Source organism: Bradyrhizobium sp. 45, assembly GCF_023073155.1.
Taxonomy (GTDB): Bacteria; Pseudomonadota; Alphaproteobacteria; order Rhizobiales; family Xanthobacteraceae; genus Bradyrhizobium; species Bradyrhizobium canariense_D.
In genome coordinates, this window is sequence record NZ_JADPIX010000024.1 from 1 (window position 1) to 20,141 (window position 20,141).

18 protein-coding genes and 1 pseudogene are annotated in these 20,141 nt (G+C 65.2%); 14 read left to right on the top strand and 5 right to left on the bottom strand.

Annotated features, from left to right (window positions below; all coding sequences use genetic code 11):
- A pseudogene (locus IVB42_RS03570) lies at positions 1-235 on the bottom strand (hypothetical protein); the annotation flags it as partial.
- Positions 236-434: 199 nt separating this feature from the next.
- Positions 435-1,427, bottom strand: coding sequence for an alpha/beta hydrolase (locus tag IVB42_RS03575; protein WP_018460107.1), 993 nt, complete (start codon positions 1,425-1,427; stop codon positions 435-437).
- A 188-nt stretch (positions 1,428-1,615) separates the two neighbouring features.
- Here IVB42_RS03575 and IVB42_RS03580 point away from each other — a divergent pair, with 188 nt between their 5' ends.
- Both IVB42_RS03580 and IVB42_RS03585 read left to right on the top strand, forming a co-directional pair.
- A complete protein-coding gene (locus IVB42_RS03580; protein WP_018460106.1) occupies positions 1,616-2,197 on the top strand; it encodes an XRE family transcriptional regulator in 582 nt (193 codons plus the stop codon).
- 10 nt (positions 2,198-2,207) lie between these two features.
- Positions 2,208-2,675, top strand: a complete 468-nt coding sequence (locus tag IVB42_RS03585; protein ID WP_085384941.1) for a GNAT family N-acetyltransferase — start codon at positions 2,208-2,210, stop codon at positions 2,673-2,675.
- A gap of 1 nt (position 2,676) precedes the next feature.
- Here IVB42_RS03585 and IVB42_RS03590 read toward each other — a convergent pair whose 3' ends face one another.
- The gene (locus tag IVB42_RS03590; RefSeq protein ID WP_018460104.1) at positions 2,677-3,204 is read right to left on the bottom strand and encodes a DUF1003 domain-containing protein; all 528 of its coding nucleotides are present in this window, start codon (positions 3,202-3,204) and stop codon (positions 2,677-2,679) included.
- A 111-nt stretch (positions 3,205-3,315) separates the two neighbouring features.
- Between IVB42_RS03590 and IVB42_RS03595 the strand changes: the two genes are divergently transcribed.
- The 8 genes from IVB42_RS03595 (at position 3,316) to IVB42_RS03630 (ending at position 12,047) form a co-directional block, all read left to right on the top strand.
- On the top strand, positions 3,316-4,374 hold the full coding sequence (locus IVB42_RS03595) for a LacI family DNA-binding transcriptional regulator (RefSeq protein ID WP_018460103.1): 1,059 nt from the start codon (positions 3,316-3,318) through the stop codon (positions 4,372-4,374).
- Between the two features lie 82 nt (positions 4,375-4,456).
- Positions 4,457-5,911, top strand: a complete 1,455-nt coding sequence (gene xylB / locus IVB42_RS03600; RefSeq protein ID WP_018460102.1) for a xylulokinase — start codon at positions 4,457-4,459, stop codon at positions 5,909-5,911.
- On the top strand, positions 5,912-7,234 hold the full coding sequence (xylA, locus tag IVB42_RS03605) for a xylose isomerase (RefSeq protein WP_026233946.1): 1,323 nt from the start codon (positions 5,912-5,914) through the stop codon (positions 7,232-7,234).
- 12 nt (positions 7,235-7,246) lie between these two features.
- Positions 7,247-8,005: an ATP-binding cassette domain-containing protein gene (locus IVB42_RS03610; protein ID WP_007597833.1), complete on the top strand. Its 759-nt coding sequence runs from the start codon at positions 7,247-7,249 to the stop codon at positions 8,003-8,005.
- Positions 8,005-9,087 carry an ABC transporter permease gene (locus IVB42_RS03615; RefSeq protein WP_018460100.1) on the top strand — a complete coding sequence of 361 codons (1,083 nt, stop codon included), beginning with the start codon at positions 8,005-8,007 and terminating at the stop codon, positions 9,085-9,087. The genes IVB42_RS03610 and IVB42_RS03615 overlap by 1 nt, the downstream gene beginning before the upstream one ends.
- 94 nt (positions 9,088-9,181) lie before the next feature.
- Entirely contained in the window at positions 9,182-10,114 is a 933-nt protein-coding gene (locus IVB42_RS03620) for a sugar-binding protein (RefSeq protein ID WP_026233945.1), read from the top strand.
- A 103-nt stretch (positions 10,115-10,217) separates the two neighbouring features.
- Positions 10,218-11,195, top strand: a complete 978-nt coding sequence (locus tag IVB42_RS03625) for an aldo/keto reductase (protein WP_018460098.1) — start codon at positions 10,218-10,220, stop codon at positions 11,193-11,195.
- Between the two features lie 3 nt (positions 11,196-11,198).
- Positions 11,199-12,047: an amidohydrolase family protein gene (locus tag IVB42_RS03630; RefSeq protein WP_018460097.1), complete on the top strand. Its 849-nt coding sequence runs from the start codon at positions 11,199-11,201 to the stop codon at positions 12,045-12,047.
- A gap of 21 nt (positions 12,048-12,068) precedes the next feature.
- Here the strand turns inward: IVB42_RS03630 and IVB42_RS03635 are convergent, their stop codons facing one another.
- On the bottom strand, positions 12,069-12,872 hold the full coding sequence (locus tag IVB42_RS03635) for a RimK-like protein (protein ID WP_018460096.1): 804 nt from the start codon (positions 12,870-12,872) through the stop codon (positions 12,069-12,071).
- A gap of 397 nt (positions 12,873-13,269) precedes the next feature.
- On the opposite strand from IVB42_RS03635, the gene IVB42_RS03640 reads away from it, so the two are divergent.
- From IVB42_RS03640 to IVB42_RS03650, 3 genes are all read left to right on the top strand, one after another.
- Positions 13,270-14,043, top strand: coding sequence for a ferredoxin--NADP reductase (locus IVB42_RS03640; protein ID WP_018460095.1), 774 nt, complete (start codon positions 13,270-13,272; stop codon positions 14,041-14,043).
- A gap of 218 nt (positions 14,044-14,261) precedes the next feature.
- Positions 14,262-15,971: an FMN-binding glutamate synthase family protein gene (locus IVB42_RS03645; protein WP_198957634.1), complete on the top strand. Its 1,710-nt coding sequence runs from the start codon at positions 14,262-14,264 to the stop codon at positions 15,969-15,971.
- A gap of 98 nt (positions 15,972-16,069) precedes the next feature.
- Complete coding sequence (locus IVB42_RS03650; protein WP_018460093.1) at positions 16,070-16,312, top strand: PilZ domain-containing protein; 243 nt, start codon at positions 16,070-16,072, stop codon at positions 16,310-16,312.
- Positions 16,313-16,524: 212 nt separating this feature from the next.
- On the opposite strand, the gene IVB42_RS03655 is transcribed toward IVB42_RS03650, so the two are convergent.
- Positions 16,525-17,820 carry a hemolysin family protein gene (locus IVB42_RS03655; protein WP_085349708.1) on the bottom strand — a complete coding sequence of 432 codons (1,296 nt, stop codon included), beginning with the start codon at positions 17,818-17,820 and terminating at the stop codon, positions 16,525-16,527.
- A gap of 237 nt (positions 17,821-18,057) precedes the next feature.
- Between IVB42_RS03655 and IVB42_RS03660 the strand changes: the two genes are divergently transcribed.
- Positions 18,058-20,133 carry a HAMP domain-containing methyl-accepting chemotaxis protein gene (locus IVB42_RS03660; protein WP_247469762.1) on the top strand — a complete coding sequence of 692 codons (2,076 nt, stop codon included), beginning with the start codon at positions 18,058-18,060 and terminating at the stop codon, positions 20,131-20,133.
- Positions 20,134-20,141 lie beyond the last annotated feature (8 nt).

Genomic DNA, 20,141 nt, shown 5'->3' on the forward strand with positions numbered 1-20,141 from the left:
CTTGCTCATACGGCAGCTGGCGGACTTCGCAGAGGCGGATGGTGATATCCCGCCTGCGGATGTACCAGATGGCCTTCTTCTTGGTGATGCGAATGGTCAGGCCAACGGTGCCGACGTCCCGCCATTCCAGGACCGTAGTACCGAGCGTTTTGTCCCTACTTGCGTGCTGCGCGCTGCCGACGACACTGTCGGAGAAACGAAAGGATTGGCGCTCGTATTTTGCGGCGGATGCCATGGGCAAAATCTCGTACAACAATCGTACAATGACAGCTAAAAAAGCGGGCTTCCGTTCACGAGGCCTTCGAATGCCTTGTATCATGGATTTCAACGTATTTTCAACGCATTAACGAAGGTGCTCGGCCTTCGCAGATGGTTTACGGATCGTTTTCCCAAGCTGCATACGAGGGTTCGATTCCCTTCGCCCGCTCCATCCTTTAGTTCGGCAGGCTCCGCAGAAATTCCACGATCGCCGCGTTCACCTCCGCCGGCCGTTCCTGCTGCGTCCAGTGTCCGCACCCCGGTAGCATCTTGATCTCGCGTAATTGCGGCACCCATTGCTTCATGTTGGCAACGTGCTCGGCGGCGCCAGGGAAGGCCATGACCATGTCGTAGTCGCCGGCGATGAAGAGCGAGGGCACGACCACCTTGACGCCCTCGAAGGCGCCCATCAGCTCCCAGTTGCGATCGATGTTGCGATAGTAGTTGAGCGGTCCGCGAAACCCACTATGGGCAAATTCGGCGCCGTAATAGTCGAGGTCCGCGCTGCTCAGCCACGACGGCAGCGGCACCTGCACCTTCGGCAGCATGCCGTCCTTGCGAGAGACCATGCCGACACCGGCGGTCCGCCCTTGACGCTCGGCATTGGCGCGGATCACCGCCGCGCCTTCGCCGGAACCGCCATAGAGCATCGCGCCGAGCGTTGCGCGCGTATCCCTTTCGAATTCTGCTTCGGCGACACCCGGCTCCTGGAAATACAGTTGATAGAACTGCGCATCCGCCGTCTGTGGCATTACGCTCGTCGGCCGCACCGGACTGCGTGGTCGATAGGGCACGCTAAGAATGGCGGCGGCGCGGAAGCGGTCGGGCCGCAGGCGCGCCGTGTGCCAGGCGATCGTCGCGCCCCAGTCGTGCCCGACGATGACGGCGTCCTTCGCCTCGAAAGCGTCGAGCACGCCGACGAGGTCGCCGACCATGTGGAGGATCGTGTACTGGTCGATCGCTTCGGGCCGGTCGCTCTTGCCGTAGCCGCGCATGTCAGGGGCGACCGCGTGGAAACCGGCTGCCCCCAGCGCCTCGAGTTGGTGACGCCAGGAGTACCAACCTTCCGGAAAGCCGTGGCAGAGCAGCACCATCGGCCCCTTGCCCTGCTCGGCGACGTTGAGGCTGATGCCGTTGGCCTTGATCGTCCGCTGCGTCGGTTCGCCCATGTCGCCGCCTCCCGGTCATCGTCGTTGGGTCTATCCTAGTCGGCCCTATAGGCTCCGCAAAGTTTCTAATATATTGGCCCCTCGCTTCCGGCACGCACGCATCGCCCAGCTTAAGCTTCTCGCGGCCCTGATGGGTGCGGTCCTCGTGTCGGCAATGTTCGGATCAGAGACCAGGACCTGTAAAGAAAATGGACCAGCAGAAACTCGATCGCGCGATCGGTCGTCGCTTGAAGACGCTGCGGACGCAGGCCGGCATGACGCTGAATGAGCTCGCAGGCCGCTCCGGCGTCAGCCGGGCGATGATCGGGCGGGTGGAGCGGGCGCAGAGCAGCGCGACGGCTGCGCTGCTGGGAAAACTCTGCGCCGCGCTCGACGTGTCGCTCAGCGACGTCGTCGCGCTGGCCGAAAAGCCGCCGGAGCGGCTGGTGCGGCTCGCCGACCAGCCGCACTGGCGCGATCCCGACAGCGGCTATCGCCGCCGTCACGCGTCGCCCACGGACGCGGCGAGCGGCATCGAGATCATCGTCGTCGATTTGCCGGCCGGTGCGCGGGTGCCATACAGCCCTTGGGGCCGCAATGCCTTCACCCAGCAGCTCCTGATGCTGGAGGGCGCGATCGCCGTGCACATCGACGCCAAGGCGGTTCGCCTGCGCGAAGGCGACTGTCTCGACTTCGATGTGATGCGCGCGGTGATCTTCGAGAACGAGACCAGACAGGACGCGCGCTACGTCATCATCACGCGCCGCGGCGCGTCCTACGGCAAGATGTGAGACCGTGACGATGCAGATCCGCACCGGCGACACCTTTGATCCGCGCGTCATCGCGCTGCTCGATCATCACGTCACGGCGGCGCGGGCGCAGACCGCGCCGGGCAGCGCCCATGCGCTCGATCTCTCCGGACTGCGCGCGCCCGACATCGCGTTCTGGACCGGCTGGGACGGCGAGACGCTGGTCGCCGTCGGTGCGCTGAAGACGCTGTCAGCCGAGCACGGCGAGGTGAAGTCGATGCACACGCTCCAGACCACGCGGCGGCGCGGCTTTGGCGGTGAGATGCTCCGCCACATCGTCACAGAAGCCCGCGCGCGCGGCATGGCGCGGCTCAGCCTCGAGACCGGCTCGTGGGACTATTTCAAGCCGGCGCTCGCGCTCTACCGGGCGCATGGCTTTGTCCTCTGCGGCCCGTTCGAGGGCTATGTCGAGGATCCCAACAGCCTGTTCCTGACCCTCGACCTGTCGGCCAGCCGATAGCTCAGGAGCGCGTCTCCTCGATCCTGTCGAGCACGCGCTCGGGAGCGATGTCGCGGCTTGCCTCCTCCAGATCCCGTTTCGAGTCGGGCTGGACATCGAGCCGCTCGGCGATCTGCGTAAGGAGGCGGGCAACCTTGGTCAATTCGTGCTCGGCGAGAAGGCTGATCTGGAGATCGAGATCGGCGCGCTTGTCCGCTGCTGCACTCATGCGGTTCTGCGAGATCAGCACGAATGTCGACAGGAAGATCGCCTCGACCGAAGCAATCATCGCCAGCACTACGAAGCTCTCGTCCCAGGCCGGGATTCCCGGCAGCCAATGCAGATTGGCGATGATCCAGAAGCCGAACACAGCGACATGGAGATAGACGAACGCCATGCTGCCGGTGAACGCCGTGATCGCATCGGCAAGCTTTTCCTGACCCTTGGCAGCGCGCTGCTCCCGGCGGCGGCGCTCGACCAGAGCCTGGATGTTGCGCTCGAGCGTCGGGCTCAATCCCTCGCCCGGATCATGGGTGATATCGTTATGCACAGGGCGGCAACGGCGGACGGGAAAGGCTGTTCCTGGGCTGAGCTGCGGGAAAATGCTGCCGCCTCTCAAAATGAGTTGCGTACCTCAAAACACCTCTGCTAGCCTTCAGCCATGGCCGAGACGCTCACCACGACCGCGCTGACGCTGAAGGACATCGCCCGCCAGGCCGGCGTCAGCCTCGCGACGGTGGACCGCGTCCTGCACAATCGGCCGGGCGTGCGGCCGGATACGGTCCGGCGCGTCAAGGAGGCGATCGAGCGCAATTCGTTCCAGCCGCACGTGGCCGCCGCCGAGCTCGCCCGCGGCCGCGCCCGCCGTTTCGCCTTCGTGATGCCGTCGGGGCCGAACCCGTTCATGCAGCAGATCCAGGATTATCTCGGCGAGATGTCGGGCTGGTTGTCGTCCCGCCGCCTTGGCGTCGAGACCGTCGCGACCGACGTGTTCGATCCGTCCATGCTCGCGGCATCCCTGGAAGGGCTCTCGGATGATTACGACGGTGTCGCTGTGGTGGCGCTGGATCATCCCAGGGTCCGCGCCGCGATCGACGATCTCGTCGATGCCGGCGCCAAGGTCGTGACGCTGGTCTCGGACGTGCCGTCGTCGCGCCGGCACCATTATGTCGGCATCGACAACATTGCTGCGGGGCGGACTGCCGGCGCGCTGGTCGGGCGGCTGGTCGGACAAAAGTCCGGCAAGGTCGCGATCGTCGCGGGCTCGCAGGGCCTGCGCGATCATGCCGAGCGCATTTTTGGCTTCAACCAGGTGATGGCGTCGGAATTCCCCGGCCTCACCGTGCTGCCGGTGCTCGAAGGGCGCGACGAGGACGCGCGTTCGGAGCAGGTGTTGACGCGGCTGTTGAGCCGGCATGCCGACATCGTGGGTCTTTATAATGTCGGCGCCGGTACGCAAGGCGTCGCCAACGCGTTGAATGAAAAGGCGTTGAGCGATGCCAGTCGCGACAAGCAGGCGGTGTTCGTCGGACACGACCTCACCGCGTTGACGCGTCGGCTGCTGCTGCAGGGCGTGATGCATGCCGCGATTTCGCAGAACCCCGGACATGAAGCGCGCGCCGCCGTACGTGTGCTGCTCGCGCTCGCCCGTGGCGAGCCGATCTTGCGCGAACAGGAGAAGATCAGGATCGACATCGTGATGCGGGACAATCTGCCTTAGCGGCAGGTGGAATTCAAAACGACCCGTTGCGGGTAAGGCGACTTTGAGTTCGCGCACCGCAACAGGCGAAAGGGAGGACGGCGTGTATCTCGGAATCGACATCGGCACATCGGGTGTGAAAGCGGTGCTCGTCAGCGAAGCCGGCGCTGTTGTCGCGACGGCGGCGCGCGAGCTTGCGCTGTCGCATCCGGCGCTGCTGTGGTCCGAGCAGGATCCCGATGCCTGGGTCGATGCGGCGGTCGGCGCGGTCGACGATCTTGCCGCCCGCCATCCCCGCGAGGTCGCGCGGGTGCGCGGCATCGGACTATCCGGCCAGATGCATGGCGCGACGCTGCTGGACGAGGACGGAGCGCCGCTGCGTCCCGCGATCCTCTGGAACGACGGTCGCTCGCATGCCGAATGCGTCGCGCTGGAGCGGCGCTGCCCGTCGTTGCATACGATCGCCGGCAATCTGGCCATGCCCGGCTTCACCGCGCCGAAGCTGCTCTGGGTCGCCAGGCACGAGCCGAAAATCTTCGCGCGCGTCGCAAAGGTGCTGCTGCCGAAGGCCTATGTCCGCTATCGCCTGACCGGCGAGATGGTCGAGGACATGTCGGACGCGGCCGGCACGCTATGGCTCGACGTCGGTCTGCGCCGCTGGTCGCCCCTGCTGCTGCATGCCACCGGGCTCGATCTCCATCACATGCCACGCCTGGTCGAGGGCAGCGACGTCAGCGCGACGCTCGCGCCGGACTACGCTCAACGCTGGGGCATGACTAGGGATGTCGTGGTCGCCGGCGGCGCCGGCGATAATGCCGCGAGCGCGATCGGGCTCGGCGCCATCGCGCCGGGCGATGCGTTTCTGTCGCTTGGCACATCCGGCGTGGTGTTCCGCGTCACCGATCGGTTTGCACCGGCGCCGGCCGCGGCGGTCCATGCGTTCTGTCACGCGCTGCCCGGCCGCTGGCATCAGATGGGCGTGATGCTGTCGGCGGCGGCTTCGCTGGCCTGGCTCGCGGGCGTGATGGAGACGCCGGCGCCAGCGCTGCTGGCGCCGCTCGGCGAGCGCGTCGATGGACCGAGTCCGGTCAAATTCCTGCCTTATCTCGACGGCGAGCGCACGCCGCACAACGATGCCGCCGCCAGCGGTGCCTTCGTCGGCCTGCGCGGTGCGACCGGGCGCTCCCAGATCGTTCAGGCCGTCCTCGAAGGCGTCGCCTTCGCTGCGCGCGACAATCTGGCGGCACTGAGCGCGGCGGGCGGGCCGCTTCCCGAGGTTGATCTCGTCGGCGGCGGCTCGCGCTCGCCGCTGTGGGCGCAGATCTGCGCCGATGTGCTCGGCATCCCCGTCCACCGCGTCGAGGAGGGCGAGGTCGGAGCGGCGCTCGGCGCCGCCAGGCTCGGACGGCTCGCCGCCACCGGCGAAGACGCGGCTGCGGTTTGCACCCGTCCGCGGCGGCTCGCGAGCTTTACGCCTCGCGCATCGGTCAGCGCGGCCTATGACGAGGCCTATCGCCGCTGGCGCGAACTTTATCCCGCGTTGAAGGAGTGTGCCTGAGTGACTGCGTCAGTGAAATTCTTCGATACAAGCGTACCTGTCGCCTTCGCCGGCGGAGATGCCGGCAACACGCCTGCCTTCCGCTGGTACGACAAGGACCGCCTCGTCCATGGCCGCAGGATGGAAGACCATCTGCGCTTTGCGGTCTGCTATTGGCACTCGTTGTGCTGGCCCGGCGGCGATCCCTTTGGCGGCGAGACGTTCCTGCGGCCCTGGCATCACGGCGCCGATGCGATGGCGCAGGCGCGCGCGAAGGCCGACGTCGCCTTCGAGCTGTTTCGCCTGCTCGACGTGCCCTTCTTCACCTTCCACGACGTCGATGCGGCGCCGGAAGGCAACTCGCTTGGCGAATCTGTTGCCAACCTCAATGCCATCGCCGATCTGTTCGAAGCGAAGATGGCCGCAAGCAAGGTGCGCCTGCTCTGGGGCACCGCCAATTTGTTCACGCATCGCCGCTACATGGCGGGCGCGGCCACCAATCCAGACCCGGAGATATTCACCTATGCCGCCGGCCAGGTCCGCGCCGCGCTGGAGGTGACGCACAGGCTCGGCGGCCAGAACTACGTGCTGTGGGGCGGGCGCGAGGGCTACGAGACGCTGCTCAACACCGATCTCAAGCGCGAGCTCGACCAGCTCGGCCGCTTCGTCTCGCTGGTGGTCGAGCACAAGCACAAGATCGGCTTCAAGGGACCGATCCTGATCGAGCCGAAGCCGAAGGAGCCGACCAAGCACCAATATGATTTCGACGTCGCCACCTGCTACGGCTTCCTCGCGCGTTACGACCTGCTGAAGGACGTCAAGCTCAACATCGAGCAGAACCACGCCATCCTCGCCGGCCACTCCTTCCATCACGAGGTCGCGCTGGCGGAGGCGCTGGGTGTGTTCGGCTCGCTCGACATCAACCGCGGCGACGATCTGCTCGGCTGGGACACTGACCAGTTCGCGATGAACGTGCCCGAGCTTGCCCTGGTGTTCCACGAGCTCCTGAGCCGCGGTGGCTTCAGCTCCGGCGGGCTCAATTTCGACGCCAAGATCCGCCGCCAGTCGATCGATCCCGACGATCTGATCCATGCCCATGTCGGCTCGATGGATGCCTGCGCGCGGGCGTTGCTCGCCGCTGCGGACATGCTCGACGCCGGCGTGCTCACTGGGCCGCTCGCGAAACGCTACGAGGGATGGGCCGGGCCTGAAGGCCGCGCCATTCTCGGCGGCCAGCGCTCGCTTGCCGAACTTGCCGACCGCGCGCACGGCCCGGGCTTTGACCCGCAGCCGCGCTCGGGCCGGCAGGAATATCTGGAATCCCTCGTCAACCGCTACGTCTGAGGAAGGCCGCTGATGACAAATGCACAAGCGACACCGGTCCTCGAGCTGACCGGCATCGGCAAGGAGTTCGGCGCGATCCGCGCGCTGCATGATGTCGACATGCAGGTCCTCCCCGGCGAAGTCGTCGGCCTGATGGGCGACAACGGCGCGGGCAAGTCGACGCTGGTCAAGATCATCGCCGGCAATTTCCGCCCCAGCCACGGCGAAATCCGCTTCGCCGGCAGCGCCGTCCATTTCAACCGGCCCGTCGATGCCCGCGGCGTCGGCATCGAGGTGGTCTATCAGGACCTTGCGCTCGCCGACAATCTCACCGCAGCGGCCAACGTGTTTCTCGGGCGCGAGCTGAAGCGCAGGATCGGGCCGTTCGCGTTGCTCGACCACAAGGCAATGGCGGCGCGTGCGCTGGAGCTGTTCGGCGAGCTGCGCTCGGAGACGCGCCCCGACGATCTCGTCAAGCAGATGTCGGGCGGCCAGCGCCAGGCGGTTGCGATCGCGCGGACGCGGCTCTCCAACGCGAAGCTGGTGATGATGGACGAGCCGACGGCCGCGATCTCGGTCCGCCAGGTCGAGCAGGTGCTCGGCCTGATTCACCGGCTGAAGGAGCAGGGCGTTGCCGTGATGCTGATCTCGCACCGCATGCCCGACGTGTTCGCGGTGTGCGATCGCGTCATCGTCATGCGCCGCGGCGAAAAGCGGGCCGACAAGCCCATCCACCAGACCTCCCCCGAGGAAGTCACCGCCCTGATCACCGGCGCGAAGGAGGCGGCGTGATGGCCATGCCCATGGAATCTCCGATCACCTTCTCGAACATCGGCAAGATTAGATGGTGGCAGCGCGGCATTTTCGCGTCCCAGACCGGCTATGTCCTGCTCGCGCTGGCGGTGCTGCTGGTGGTCATGCATTTCGCCAGCCCGTACTTCTTCACCGAGGGCAACATGCAGAACGTGGCGAAGAATTTCTCCTTCATCGCTATCGCTACCCTCGGCGTCACCTTCGTGATCATCACCGGCGGCATCGATCTGTCGGTCGGCTCGATGATGTGCTTCTCCGCCATGATCACCTCGATGGTGATGACCGAGCTGTCGGCGCCCGGCTCGCCGGCGGGATCCCTGTTCGTGCACATGGCGGCCGACGGCAAGACCGTGCTCGCCAATGTCCCTGGCCTGATCCTGGTGGTCTCGCTCCTCGCCGGCCTCGGCGTCGCGCTGCTCGCCGGCCTCGTCAACGGCTTCTGTATCGCGGTGCTCGGCCTGTCGCCGTTCGTCACCACCCTCGGCATGCTCTCGATCGTGCGCGGGCTCGGCTATGTCGTCTCCAACGGACGGGGCAGCTTTCCCGGTGGGCCGGATGCCGGTTATTTCTACGCGCTCACCTCCGGCGACGTGCTCGGCGTGCCCGTGCCATTCATTTATCTGATCGTCCTCGCGCTGGCGATGGCCGTGGTGCTGCACCACAGCTCGTTCGGCCGTCACGTGTTCGCGCTCGGCGGTAACGAGAAGGCGGCCGAACTCACCGGCATCCCGGTCGTGCGGGTGAAGATCGAGGTTTATGTGATCTGCGCGCTCGCCGCAGGCCTCCAGGGCATCATCATCTCGGGCTGGCTCGGATCGGCGCCGGCCAACATGGCGACGTCCTACGAGCTCAACGTGATCGCTGCGGCCGTCATCGGCGGTGCCAATCTCGCCGGCGGCATCGGTGGTCCACTCGGCGCCATCGTCGGCTGCGTGCTGCTCGAGGTGATCCGCAACGGCCTCGTGCTCGCCCAGGTCAGCTCCTACTGGCAGCAGACGCTGGTGGGCGTGATCATCATCCTGGCCGTATTGGTCGACCGCATCCGCTCGCGGATGATCTGAAACGACGTCGTTCCGGGACGGCAACGAAAATGCCGCCTGTCCACTTCCCGGACGATCTTGAGAGGACAGGCGCCAAAGAAGGGTGGAGGAGACGATGAGGAAATTTCTACTTGCCGGCATCGCGGTGGCGATGATGGCTACGCCGGCGTTTGCCGCAAACTACCGGTTCGTGATCGTGCCCAAGGCGATGAACAATCCGTTCTTCGACTTCGCGCGCGACGGCTGCCTGAAGCGTGCCAAGGAGCTCGGCAATATCGAGTGCATCTACAAGGGGCCGGTCGAGCACGAGCCGGCGACGCAGGCCCAGATCATCCAGGACTTCGTCACCCAGAAGGTCGACGGCCTCGCCATCTCGGTTGCCGACGTCGCGGCGATGACCAAGTCGATCGACGCGGCGACCGCGGCCGGCATCCCTGTCATCACCTTCGACGCCGATGCGCCCCGCGCCAAGCGCATCGCCTATATCGGCACCAACAACAAGGAGTTCGGCGTCGCCCTCGGCAAGGAGCTCCTGAAGCTGCGGCCCGACGGCGGCAAATACGCCATGGTTTCGGGTGGTCCCGGCGCCAAGAACCTCGCCGAACGCGTTGACGGCGTGCGCGAGGCGCTGAAGGGCTCGAAATGGACCGAGGTCGCGGGCTCTCCAACGTTCTGCAACGACGATCCCGCGCTGGCGGTTCAGCAGATGACTGACATGCGTACCGCGACGCCCGACCTCGCCGCAATCGTTCCCATCGGCGGCTGGCCGATGTTCGCCCCCGAAGGCTTCAAGGCCTTCGCGTCCAGGTACAAGAAGGATATCGATTCCGGCAAGTTCACGCTTGTCGTGGCCGATACGCTGAAGATGCAGCTCGAGCTGTTGCGCGATGGCTACGCCAATGCGCTGGTCGGCCAGCGTCCGTTCGAGATGGGCGAGAAGGCGATGGACACGCTGCTCGCCATCAAGAGGGGCGAGAAGGTGCCGGAGATCGTTTATACCGGCCTCGATCTCGTGACCAAGGACAACGTTGCGCAGATGTTGAAGTAGGAGCGTCGCCAGCCCCACGCTCCTGCGTGCCTCTCCCGCTTGCGATTTTCGCAAGCGGGAGAGATGATTTTGGCTGTTGGGGAGGACTGTTGAGGCAATGGGAATGAAAAGGTCGCGGCTCGGCTCGCTCGATGTCACCTCATTCGGCCTCGGTTCTGCCCCGCTCGGCGGATTGTTCACCCCCGTCAGCGATGCCGATGCGGAAGCGACCATCGCAAGCGCCTGGTCGCTCGGAATCCGCTTCTTCGACACCGCGCCGCTCTACGGCTTTGGCCTCGCGGAGCGACGCCTTGGCGCATTCCTGCGGCAACAACCCCGTGACTCCTACGCGATCTCGACCAAGGTCGGCCGTCTACTGCGTGCGCCCGATGGCGCTGCCGCCGAGGACGAGCATTACAAGGGCACGTCGCGCGAGCGGCCGGTGTTCGATTTCAGTTATGACGGCGTGATGCGGTCGGTGGAGGAAAGCCTGGCGCGGCTTGGGCTCGACCGCGTCGATGTCCTGCTCGTGCATGATCCCGACGATCACTATGACGACGCCGTCGCCGGCGCCTTCCGCGCGCTCCAGCGCCTGCGCGGGGACGGTACCGTCAAGGCGATCGGTGCCGGCATGAACCAGTCGGACATGCTGGTCCGGTTTGCAGAGGCCGTTCCGGTCGACTGCTTCCTGCTCGCCGGCCGCTACACGCTGCTCGACCAGGGCGCGCTGGATGCGCTGTTCCCGGTCTGCGCGGCGAAGAATATCGGCATCCTGCTCGGCGGCATCTACAACAGCGGCATCCTGGCCAATCCGCACACGGGCGCGAAGTTCAATTATCAGGATGCCGATGCGGCACTCGTCGCCCGCGCGCTCACGCTCGACGAGCTCTGCCGCAAGCACGGCACCGAGCTGAAAGCCGCCGCGCTGCAGTTCTGCATGGCCCATCCGGCAGTCACGGTCGCCGTGACGGGCGCGCGCAACGCCGCGGAAATTGCCGACAACATCGCGATGTCGGAGATGGCGGTGCCGGCGGCGTTCTGGCAGGAGCTGCGTGGGCGAAAACTCGTCGACGCCCGCGCGCCATTGCCGGCCGGAGCGTAAGGCATGATCGTCGACGCTCACCAGCATTTCTGGGATCCGGCGCGCGCCGACTATCCCTGGATGGACGCGCCCGAGCTCACGCCGATCCGGCGTGCCTTCGGTCCGGCCGATCTCGCGCCGCTTTTGAGCGCGAACGGCATCGACGCGAGCATCCTGGTGCAGTGCCGCTCCGCGCTGGCTGAGACCGAGGAATTCCTGCGGATCGCGCATGCGACGCCCTCGGTGATCGGCGTCGTCGGCTGGGCCGATCTGACCGACGCTGCACTTGGCGATACGCTGGAGCAGTTGCGTGCTTCGCCCGGCGGCGACAAGCTGGTCGGCATCCGCCACCAGGTCCATGACGAGGCCGACTCGGATTGGTTGTTGCGCGAGGACGTTCAGCGCGGCCTCACGGCCGTGTTCGCGCACGATCTCGCCTACGATTTCCTGGTCCGCACCCGCGAGCTGCCGGCCGCGATCGCAACCGCGCAAGCGTTCCCGCAGGCGCGCTTCGTGCTCGACCACGCAGCCAAGCCGCCGATCGCCGATGGCGGAAGCACTGGATGGTCCAACGGCATCGCGGCACTCGCGGCCTGCGGCAATGTCTGGTGCAAGGTCTCGGGGCTGGCGACGGAAGCGGTGTGGAGCGACTGGAATGCGGAACGGCTGTTTCCGTTCGTCGCGCACGCCGCGACATGCTTCGGCGAGGATCGCCTGATGTTCGGCTCGGACTGGCCGGTATGTTTGCTCGCGGGGAGCTATGGTGAGATCACGGGCGCGCTGGGGGCCTGCCTGATGAAGCTCGGGCCGCAGGTGCGGGAGAAGGCGTTCGGCGTGAATGCGAAGGCTGCGTATCGGTTGGCGATTGGTTGAAGCCGCCAGCGCGCGTGTCGCTCAGTGTTTGTCCCCAAACACCCGATCCAGCGCCGCATCGTACGTCGTCTGCACCAGCTCCGGATGCAGCTTCGCCAGCGCCTCCATCATCACGCCGGAATTGATCTCGAGCACGCGCCAGACGCCGTCGACGTGCACGAGGTCGATCGAGGCGAAGGTGATGCCGATGGCCTTGGCGGCGTTGATGGCGAGCTTTGCGCAGGCTGTGCGAAGATCGCCGTCCTGCATCAGCACGGGCTTCGCGCCCGCATCGAGATTGTGCCGCCAACCCGAGCCACGCTGCTTGCTGTAGACGACGAGTGGCACATCATCGAGCAGGACCACGCGTACTTCGTCCTCGATCACGGCATAGGGTGAGATCACGAGTCCGGCGCTCATCGAAAAGGCTTCGCCAACCGCATGATCGAGCTCTGTTTCCGTCGTGACCCTGAAGACGGATCGTCCCGACGTCCCCTCGTTCGGCTTCACCACCACGCCTTGCGGATTGTCGCCAAGCAGCGCCAGCATTGCCTCTCGCCAGCCAACGCCGACAACCTTCTCGCCCAACTTCGGATTGAGGAACAGGCGATGGGGAATGCAGGGCACGCCCTCGAGCGCCAGCACCTCGGCGGTGGCCGATTTGTCATTGGCCAGGCGGTGCGCGATGGCGCTGTTGAGGCCGATGTCGTAGCCGAACGCGAAGTGGCGCTGCTCGCCCCGGCGCATCGCGAGCAGCCAGCCATCGGCGCGGACATCGAGCGCGATGCCATGGGTTACGCAATAGCGCTTGATCGCCTGCACGAAGATCCGCTCGCCGCTCGCCATCTGTCTCTGTCGCCGGTCCTAGTCGCCAGTTCCGGTCGATCTTGGCGCCAAAAGCCGCAAAAATCGGGGAAACGACGCTAAACGGGGGTGAAATCAGAGCTATTCTTAATGAAATTCTCGCGAGCGCTACGATTAAGTGCTGTATTCGAGCCTGGGAGGGAAAAGAAATTGCCTTCCGAATGCGCTGGACAGCAGATCCATTAATGATGTGACCATTTCCGCCGCAAATGCCGGTTTGACCGGCATCAATTGCATCCGGAACGAGGTTGATTATTGGTCTCAATGGCGTAGATCACACTCGCGAAATCCTCCGCCATGGCAATGGTGTCCGCTCCGCTTTCAGGGGCCGGGCAACGCTTTTGCCCTAAAACCGCAATTATTCGGAATATCGAAAATCATGAGCGCGTTTTACCGAGAGAAGGTTCTTTCCGTCCAGCACTGGACCGACACCCTGTTCAGCTTTCGCGCAACCCGCGATTCCGGCTTCCGCTTCCAGAACGGCCAGTTCGCGATGATCGGCCTCGAGGTTGAGGGCCGCCCGCTGCTCCGCGCCTACAGCATGGCGAGCGCTAATCACGAGGAAGAGCTCGAGTTCTTCTCGATCAAGGTTCAGGACGGCCCGCTGACGTCGCGTCTCCAGAAGATCAAGGAAGGCGACACCATCCTGGTCGGCCGCAAGGCGACCGGCACGCTGATCACGGACAATCTCATTCCCGGCAAGCGGCTGCTGCTGCTCTCGACCGGCACCGGCCTCGCGCCCTTCGCCAGCCTGATCAAGGATCCCGAGGTTTACGACCAGTTCGACAGCATCGTGCTGGTGCACGGCTGCCGCCAGGTCTCCGAGCTCGCCTATGGCGAGAAGCTCGTCGCCGGTCTTCGCGAGGACGAACTGTTCGGGGAGTTGCTCGCGGACAAGCTCATCTACTACCCGACCGTGACCCGCGAGCCGTTCAAGAATCGCGGCCGCATCACCGACCTCATCAGCTCCGAGCAGATCTTCAACGACATCGGCCAGGGTCCGCTCGACATCGCGACCGACCGCATCATGATGTGCGGCAGCCCGGCGATGCTCGAAGAGCTGAAACTGATGTTCGAAGGCCGCGACTTCGTCGAGGGCTCGGGCAACAAGCCCGGCCATTTCGTGATCGAAAAGGCGTTCGTCGAGCGGTAGGCCCTCTCGGTCTCGTCCTGGCAAAAGCCAGGACGCTTGCCTGAGTAAAGCGCCTTGACCGGTTAATGCCCGTCCCTCCCGAGCCCTGCTGCACCGCAGCAGCCCGCCCATCGGGCTGATTGATTTGTCCCCGCCGAATTCGCTAGCGTGAAACAACCGCCGCGTCATATCCGTATGACAGGCGCGGGCGTATCGTACCGCCTCATGCTGGCGAGAGGATGGGAATCGTGGCCGACGAGAACAAAACGCAGGAATCGCCCAACCCGTCGGTCAAACGGCTGCCGCTGGCGGAAGAGGGGATCATGGAAACCCTGCTGCTGCCATTCTCTCCGCGCTTCATCGTCCTGACGATCTGCGCGGTGGTCACTGCGCTGCTGACCGGCATCGGATTTGCCGATGGCAAGATCTTCGACATTCTGCTGATCCCGATCCTGATCTTCGGCGCGCTGACGGCGCTTGGCGTCCGCGACCTCATGCAGAAGGGCCACGCCGTTCTGCGCAACTACCCGATCTCGGCCCATATCCGTTTTTTGCTCGAAGAGATACGCCCGGAGATGCGGCAGTATTTCTTCGAGAGCGAGAAGGACGGCATGCCGTTCTCGCGCGACATCCGTGCGGTGGTCTATCAGCGCGCCAAGATGCAGCTCGACAAGCGTCCGTTCGGTACCCAGGAGGACGTCTACCGCCAGGGTTATGAGTGGATGCATCACTCGGTCTCGCCGAAGACGCATGCCGAGGAGAAATTCCGCGTCACTATCGGCGGCCCGGATTGCGCCAAGCCGTATTCGGCTTCGGTATTCAACATTTCCGCCATGAGTTTTGGCGCGCTCAGCCCGAACGCCGTGCGCGCGCTGAATGCCGGCGCCAAGAAGGGCGGCTTCGCGCACGACACCGGCGAGGGCGGCTTCAGCCCCTATCACGCGGAGATGGGCGGCGACATCATCTGGGAGATCGGTTCGGGCTATTTCGGCTGTCGTCATCTCGACGGCGCCTTCGATCCCGAAGCCTTCGCGCGCGTCGCGACCCAGGACCAGATCAAGATGGTCGAGCTCAAGATCAGCCAGGGCGCCAAGCCCGGTCATGGCGGCGTGCTGCCGGCGGCGAAAGTCTCGGAGGAGATTTCCAAGATCCGCGGGGTCGCCATGGGCGAGGATTGCATCTCGCCGGCCTCGCATCGCGCCTTCTCGACGCCTGTCGGCATGATGAAGTTCATCGGCGAGATGCGAAAGCTCTCCGGCGGCAAGCCGACGGGCTTCAAGCTGTGCATCGGTCATCCGTGGGAATTCCTGGCGATCTGCAAGGCGATGATCGAGACCGGCATCTATCCCGACTTCATCGTTGTCGACGGCAACGAGGGTGGCACCGGCGCCGCGCCGCTGGAGTTCATGGACCATCTGGGCATGCCGATGCGCGAGGGCGTCAGTTTCGTCCACAACGCGCTGATCGGCATCAACGCGCGCGACCGCATCAAGATCGGCGCCTCCGGCAAGATAGCCACCGCGTTCGACATGGCGCGCGCCATGGCGATCGGCGCGGACTACTGCAATTCGGCGCGCGGCTTCATGTTCTCGCTCGGCTGCATCCAGTCGCTGAGCTGCCACACCGACCGCTGCCCGACCGGCGTCGCGACGCAGGACCCGACGCGGGCGCGCGCACTCTATGTGCCGCTCAAGATCGACCGCGTGCACAATTATCACCTGGCGACGCTGCACTCGCTGACCGAGCTGATCGCCGCGGCCGGTCTCGAACATCCGCAGCAGCTGCGCCCGATCCACTTCTCCCAGCGCACCTCGACGACGGACGTGAAATCCTTCGCGCAGCTTTATCCGTCGCTGCGTCCGGGCGAACTGCTCGAAGGCACCGAAGACCCACGCTTCCGGGACGCCTGGCGGATGGCACGGACGGAGACGTTCCAGCCGGCGCTGTAGGACGCCGGTCCACTTGCAGGGCCGCGGCCGCGCGCGCAAAAGCATCGCGAGGGGGGTGCGTTTAACGTTTGATTCAACTTTGGGTGTAGATTGTTCCCATGGACGAGCGGCGCGACAAGGCAAGGCATCGCGTGCTGAAGGCCGGAACGATCGAGTTCGGCGGCGGCGGCGCGATCGACTGCACTATCCGCAACCTGTCAGATACCGGCGCCGCGCTCGACGTCAGCAGTCCCGTCGGCATCCCCGACCATTTCAGCCTGCTTGTGCGGGCCGACGGAAAACATCTCGCCTGCACCGTGATCTGGCGCAAGGAAAAGCGGATCGGGGTGAGGTTCGGGTGAGGGTCTAGAGTTTGGCGCAAGCTCTAACCACAAACTCCGCCGTCGTCCCGGACAAGCGCCAGCGCAGATCCGGGACCCATACCGCGTGATCTGTCGATCATGCGCAGACAGCAGCACCGCGCAACTACCAGTCTTCGCCAAGCTCAATCCTGTGGCTATGGGTCCCGGATCTGCGCTCCGCTTCGCTGCGCTTCCGGGACGACGAGAGTGGCTCACCCCGTCTCTACTTCGCTCCGCCGGCTCGCCAGAATCTTGTCGATCCTCCGCCCGTCGAGATCGACCACCTCGATGTGCCAATCGCCAAAGTCGAAGGCGTCGCCGACATCAGGCAGCACGTTGAACTGTTGCAGCACGAGGCCGGCGACGGTGTTGTAGCGGTGCGGCGGCAGTTCGATGCCGAGCAGCTCGCCGAATTCGTCGACCGGCATCCAGCCTGAGACCAGCAGCGAATCGTCCGCGCGCTTGACGTAGGCCGGTTCCGGCGGGCCTTCCTCGGAATGGAAGGCACCGACAATGGATTCCAGAATGTCAGCCGTCGTCACGATGCCTTCGAAGGCGCCGTATTCGTCGTAGACGAGGCCGACATGCACCGGTGCAGCCTTCAGGATCGCCAGCACGTCGCGGGCATCGGCCGAGGCGGGAATGCCGGGCGCCTCGCGGACCAGCACGCGCAAATCCGGCGTGCGCTCGTTCATGAAGGCCACCAGCAGGTCCTTGGCTTGAAGCACGCCAATCGGCTTGTCGCGGTCGCCGTCGGACACCGGAAAGCGCGAATGCGGACTCTTGGCGATGGTCGCTTGAATGCTTTCCGGCGTATCGTTCAGGTCGATCTCGTTGACCTCCGTGCGCGGCGTCATAATCGCGCCGACCGGCCGGTCGCCGAGCCGCATCACGCCCGCGATCATCTCCTTTTCACCTGACTCGAGCACGCCTGCGTTTTCGGCTTCGCTGACGAGATGATGGATCTCATCTTCTGACACTTTTTCTTCAGACTTGCCGCCATGGCCGAGCAGCGTGAGGATCAGCTTGCCGGAGAGATCGAGCAGGAAGACCAGCGGCAGCGAGACCTTCGCAAGCACGTGCATCGCGGGTGCAACCCTGACCGCGATGCTCTCGGGGTCGCGCAGCGCCACCTGCTTCGGCACCAGCTCGCCGACGATCAGGGTGGCGTAGGTGATGAGCGTGACGACCAGCCCCACTCCGACGATGTCGGCAATTCCTGCGGACAGGCCGAGCTCGAGCAGCCATTGCGTCAGCCGCTGTCCGAGCGTCGCGCCCGAGAACGCGCCGGAGAGCACGCCGACCAGCGTGATCCCGATCTGCACCGTCGAGAGGAATTTGCCGGGATCGGCCGCGAGCGTCAGCGCCCGCTCGGCGCCGCGGACGCCCTTGGCGGCGAGCATCGACAGCCGGGCCGGGCGCGACGAGACCACGGCCAACTCGGACATGGACAGCAAGCCGTTGATGACGATCAGGACGACGACGATGGCGAGTTCGGCGGAGAGCATTGATGTTCCGAGGTAAGGGAGTGTGGCGCGGATGGCCGCACAGGTCTTGATATAGGTATTCGAGGAAGAAATGCCGATGATTCTGTCCCATCGGGCATCGCGAAGGAACTTCGGCGACCCCGTCCCCGAAGGCACTCCCCAATACCCCGCGGAACTACGGGCATGCCGTTGCTTAACGGGCTCTTAGCGGCCACCAGCTAGGTCTCGGCATTTGCAGGAATGTATTCGGGGATCAGAATGCGGATCGGGAAGCTCTTTGCGCTGTCGATGCTGACGGTGACGGTGTTTGCAGTCATCCTTGGCGCCGAGGTGCTGATACCCCAGGCGCGCATCTTCACGAACCGCTCCGATGCGATCAAGACGGTCGAGGCCTTCGGTGCGACCCTGATGGTCAGTCAGCACGTTGCCGGCCTTCGTGCTCCCTACATTTCCCCGATCTTCCAGGAGAATTCTGCGACGCAGGTCCAGATCGAAGCCGCCGCAAAGGCGGCGAAAGCGGTCGATGGCGCGTTCGAGGGCGCAAGGCGCGCCATCATGGTGCTGGATGATTCCGGAGCGATGATCGAAAACCTGGACCGTACTGCGCGGCGGCTCAAGGATATCATCACGGCGGCAGATCGCGCGATGAGCGTGCCCCTGGCGACGCGCGACGGCGCTGTAATCAAGGGCTTCCTTCCAGGCGTTGCCGAGGTCATCGGCAATATCGAGCCGATCATGAACCGGCTTGAAGCCAAGGTCATCAATGCCGATTCCTCGCTTGCGGCGCTGTTGAGCCTGGCGCGAACGGCGCAGGATCTGCGCGTCTCGGCCGGCAGCCGCGCCGCCACGCTGTCGCCGGCGCTGAGCGCTCGCCGACCGCTCACGGCGGCCGAATTGTCGCTGATGGATCGGATGCAGGGACGTGTCGAGGCCGACCGCGAGCGCATCGAGGCCGGCATCGACCAGCTCGGAAGCCCGCCCCGGATCGCCACCGCGCTGAAGGCGGCGACGGATTCCTATTTCGGGAAAGCAGCCGCTGCCGTGGACAAGGAGATGCTCGCGGCGCGTGGCGACGGCAAGTACGGCATCAATGCCGAAGAGCTGGCCAACATCATCGTCCGAGCCATCCAGATGTTCTACGGCGTCCGCGATGCCGCGCTGGCGGAAGCTGCCGAGCGCGCCTCGGCCGCGCGCGACGGCGCGCTGGCGATGCTCGCGCTCGCGGGCGTGGCGGTGCTGGCGCTGCTGGGGACACTCGGTGGCGTGACGATGATGTTGCGCAGGCGCGTGGTGACGCCGCTCAGCCGGCTCGCGGACGTGATCGCAACTCTTGCCGCCGGGCAGCACGAGGTCGAGATTCCCGTGACCGGCCGCAATGACGAGATCAGCCAGGTGGCGGGCTCGCTCCAGCACTTCAAAGATTCGCTCTCCGCCAAGAAGGCCGCCGATGAGGCCGCCGCGGTGGAAGCCGAGGCGAAGCTCCGGCGCAGCCAGCGCATGGACCAGATCGCACGCGATTTCGAAGCGTTGATCGGCGACGTCATCAACACCGTGTCGTCGGCATCGTCGGAGCTGGAAGTGTCGGCGGGAACGCTGACGAGCACCGCCGATCAATCGGAAAAGGTCACCGCGACCGTTGCGGCCGCCTCCGAGCAGGCCTCCAGCAACGTGCAGACCGTCGCCGCGGCCGCGGAGGAAATGGCGTCCTCGGTCGACGAGATCAGCCGGCAGGTCCAGGACTCCGCGCGGGTGGCCGGCGAAGCGGTGCAGCAGGCTGCGCGTACCAACGACTATGTCGGCGAACTCGCCAAGGCGGCCGGCCGGATCGGCGACGTGGTCGAGCTCATCAGCCAGATCGCGGGCCAGACCAATCTTCTGGCGCTCAATGCAACGATCGAGGCGGCGCGCGCCGGCGAGGCCGGGCGCGGCTTCGCCGTGGTCGCCTCCGAGGTCAAGGCGCTCGCCGAGCAGACCGCCAAGGCCACCGGCGAGATCAGCCAGCAGATCACGGGAATCCAGAGCGCGACGCAGGATTCCGTCGGCGCCATCAAGTCGATCGGCGACACCATCACCCGCATGTCCGAGATCGCATCGGCGATCGCCTCCGCGGTCGAGCAGCAAGGCGCGGCGACGCGGGAGATTTCCCGCAACGTGCAGCAGGCGGCATGCGGCACCCAACAGGTCTCCGCCAGCATCGTCGACGTGCAGCGCGGCGCGAGCCAGACCGGATCGGCCTCCTCCACCGTGCTCGCGTCAGCGAAGTCGCTGTCCGGCGAGAGCGGCCGCCTCAAGGTCGAGGTCGGGAAGTTCCTGGACGCGATCCGGGCTGCGTAAGTCACGTA

Bases quoted from the DNA above. Each gene is read 5' to 3' on its own strand.
- IVB42_RS03575 (WP_018460107.1), bottom strand. From the start codon at position 1,427: ATGGGCGAACCGACGCAGCGGACGATCAAGGCCAACGGCATCAGCCTC.
- IVB42_RS03580 (WP_018460106.1), top strand. From the start codon at position 1,616: ATGGACCAGCAGAAACTCGATCGCGCGATCGGTCGTCGCTTGAAGACG.
- IVB42_RS03585 (WP_085384941.1), top strand. From the start codon at position 2,208: ATGCAGATCCGCACCGGCGACACCTTTGATCCGCGCGTCATCGCGCTG.
- IVB42_RS03595 (WP_018460103.1), top strand. From the start codon at position 3,316: ATGGCCGAGACGCTCACCACGACCGCGCTGACGCTGAAGGACATCGCC.
- IVB42_RS03610 (WP_007597833.1), top strand. From the start codon at position 7,247: ATGACAAATGCACAAGCGACACCGGTCCTCGAGCTGACCGGCATCGGC.
- IVB42_RS03615 (WP_018460100.1), top strand. From the start codon at position 8,005: ATGGCCATGCCCATGGAATCTCCGATCACCTTCTCGAACATCGGCAAG.
- IVB42_RS03620 (WP_026233945.1), top strand. From the start codon at position 9,182: ATGAGGAAATTTCTACTTGCCGGCATCGCGGTGGCGATGATGGCTACG.
- IVB42_RS03625 (WP_018460098.1), top strand. From the start codon at position 10,218: ATGAAAAGGTCGCGGCTCGGCTCGCTCGATGTCACCTCATTCGGCCTC.
- IVB42_RS03630 (WP_018460097.1), top strand. From the start codon at position 11,199: ATGATCGTCGACGCTCACCAGCATTTCTGGGATCCGGCGCGCGCCGAC.
- IVB42_RS03635 (WP_018460096.1), bottom strand. From the start codon at position 12,872: ATGGCGAGCGGCGAGCGGATCTTCGTGCAGGCGATCAAGCGCTATTGC.
- IVB42_RS03640 (WP_018460095.1), top strand. From the start codon at position 13,270: ATGAGCGCGTTTTACCGAGAGAAGGTTCTTTCCGTCCAGCACTGGACC.
- IVB42_RS03645 (WP_198957634.1), top strand. From the start codon at position 14,262: ATGGGAATCGTGGCCGACGAGAACAAAACGCAGGAATCGCCCAACCCG.
- IVB42_RS03650 (WP_018460093.1), top strand. From the start codon at position 16,070: ATGGACGAGCGGCGCGACAAGGCAAGGCATCGCGTGCTGAAGGCCGGA.
- IVB42_RS03655 (WP_085349708.1), bottom strand. From the start codon at position 17,820: ATGCTCTCCGCCGAACTCGCCATCGTCGTCGTCCTGATCGTCATCAAC.
- IVB42_RS03660 (WP_247469762.1), top strand. From the start codon at position 18,058: ATGCGGATCGGGAAGCTCTTTGCGCTGTCGATGCTGACGGTGACGGTG.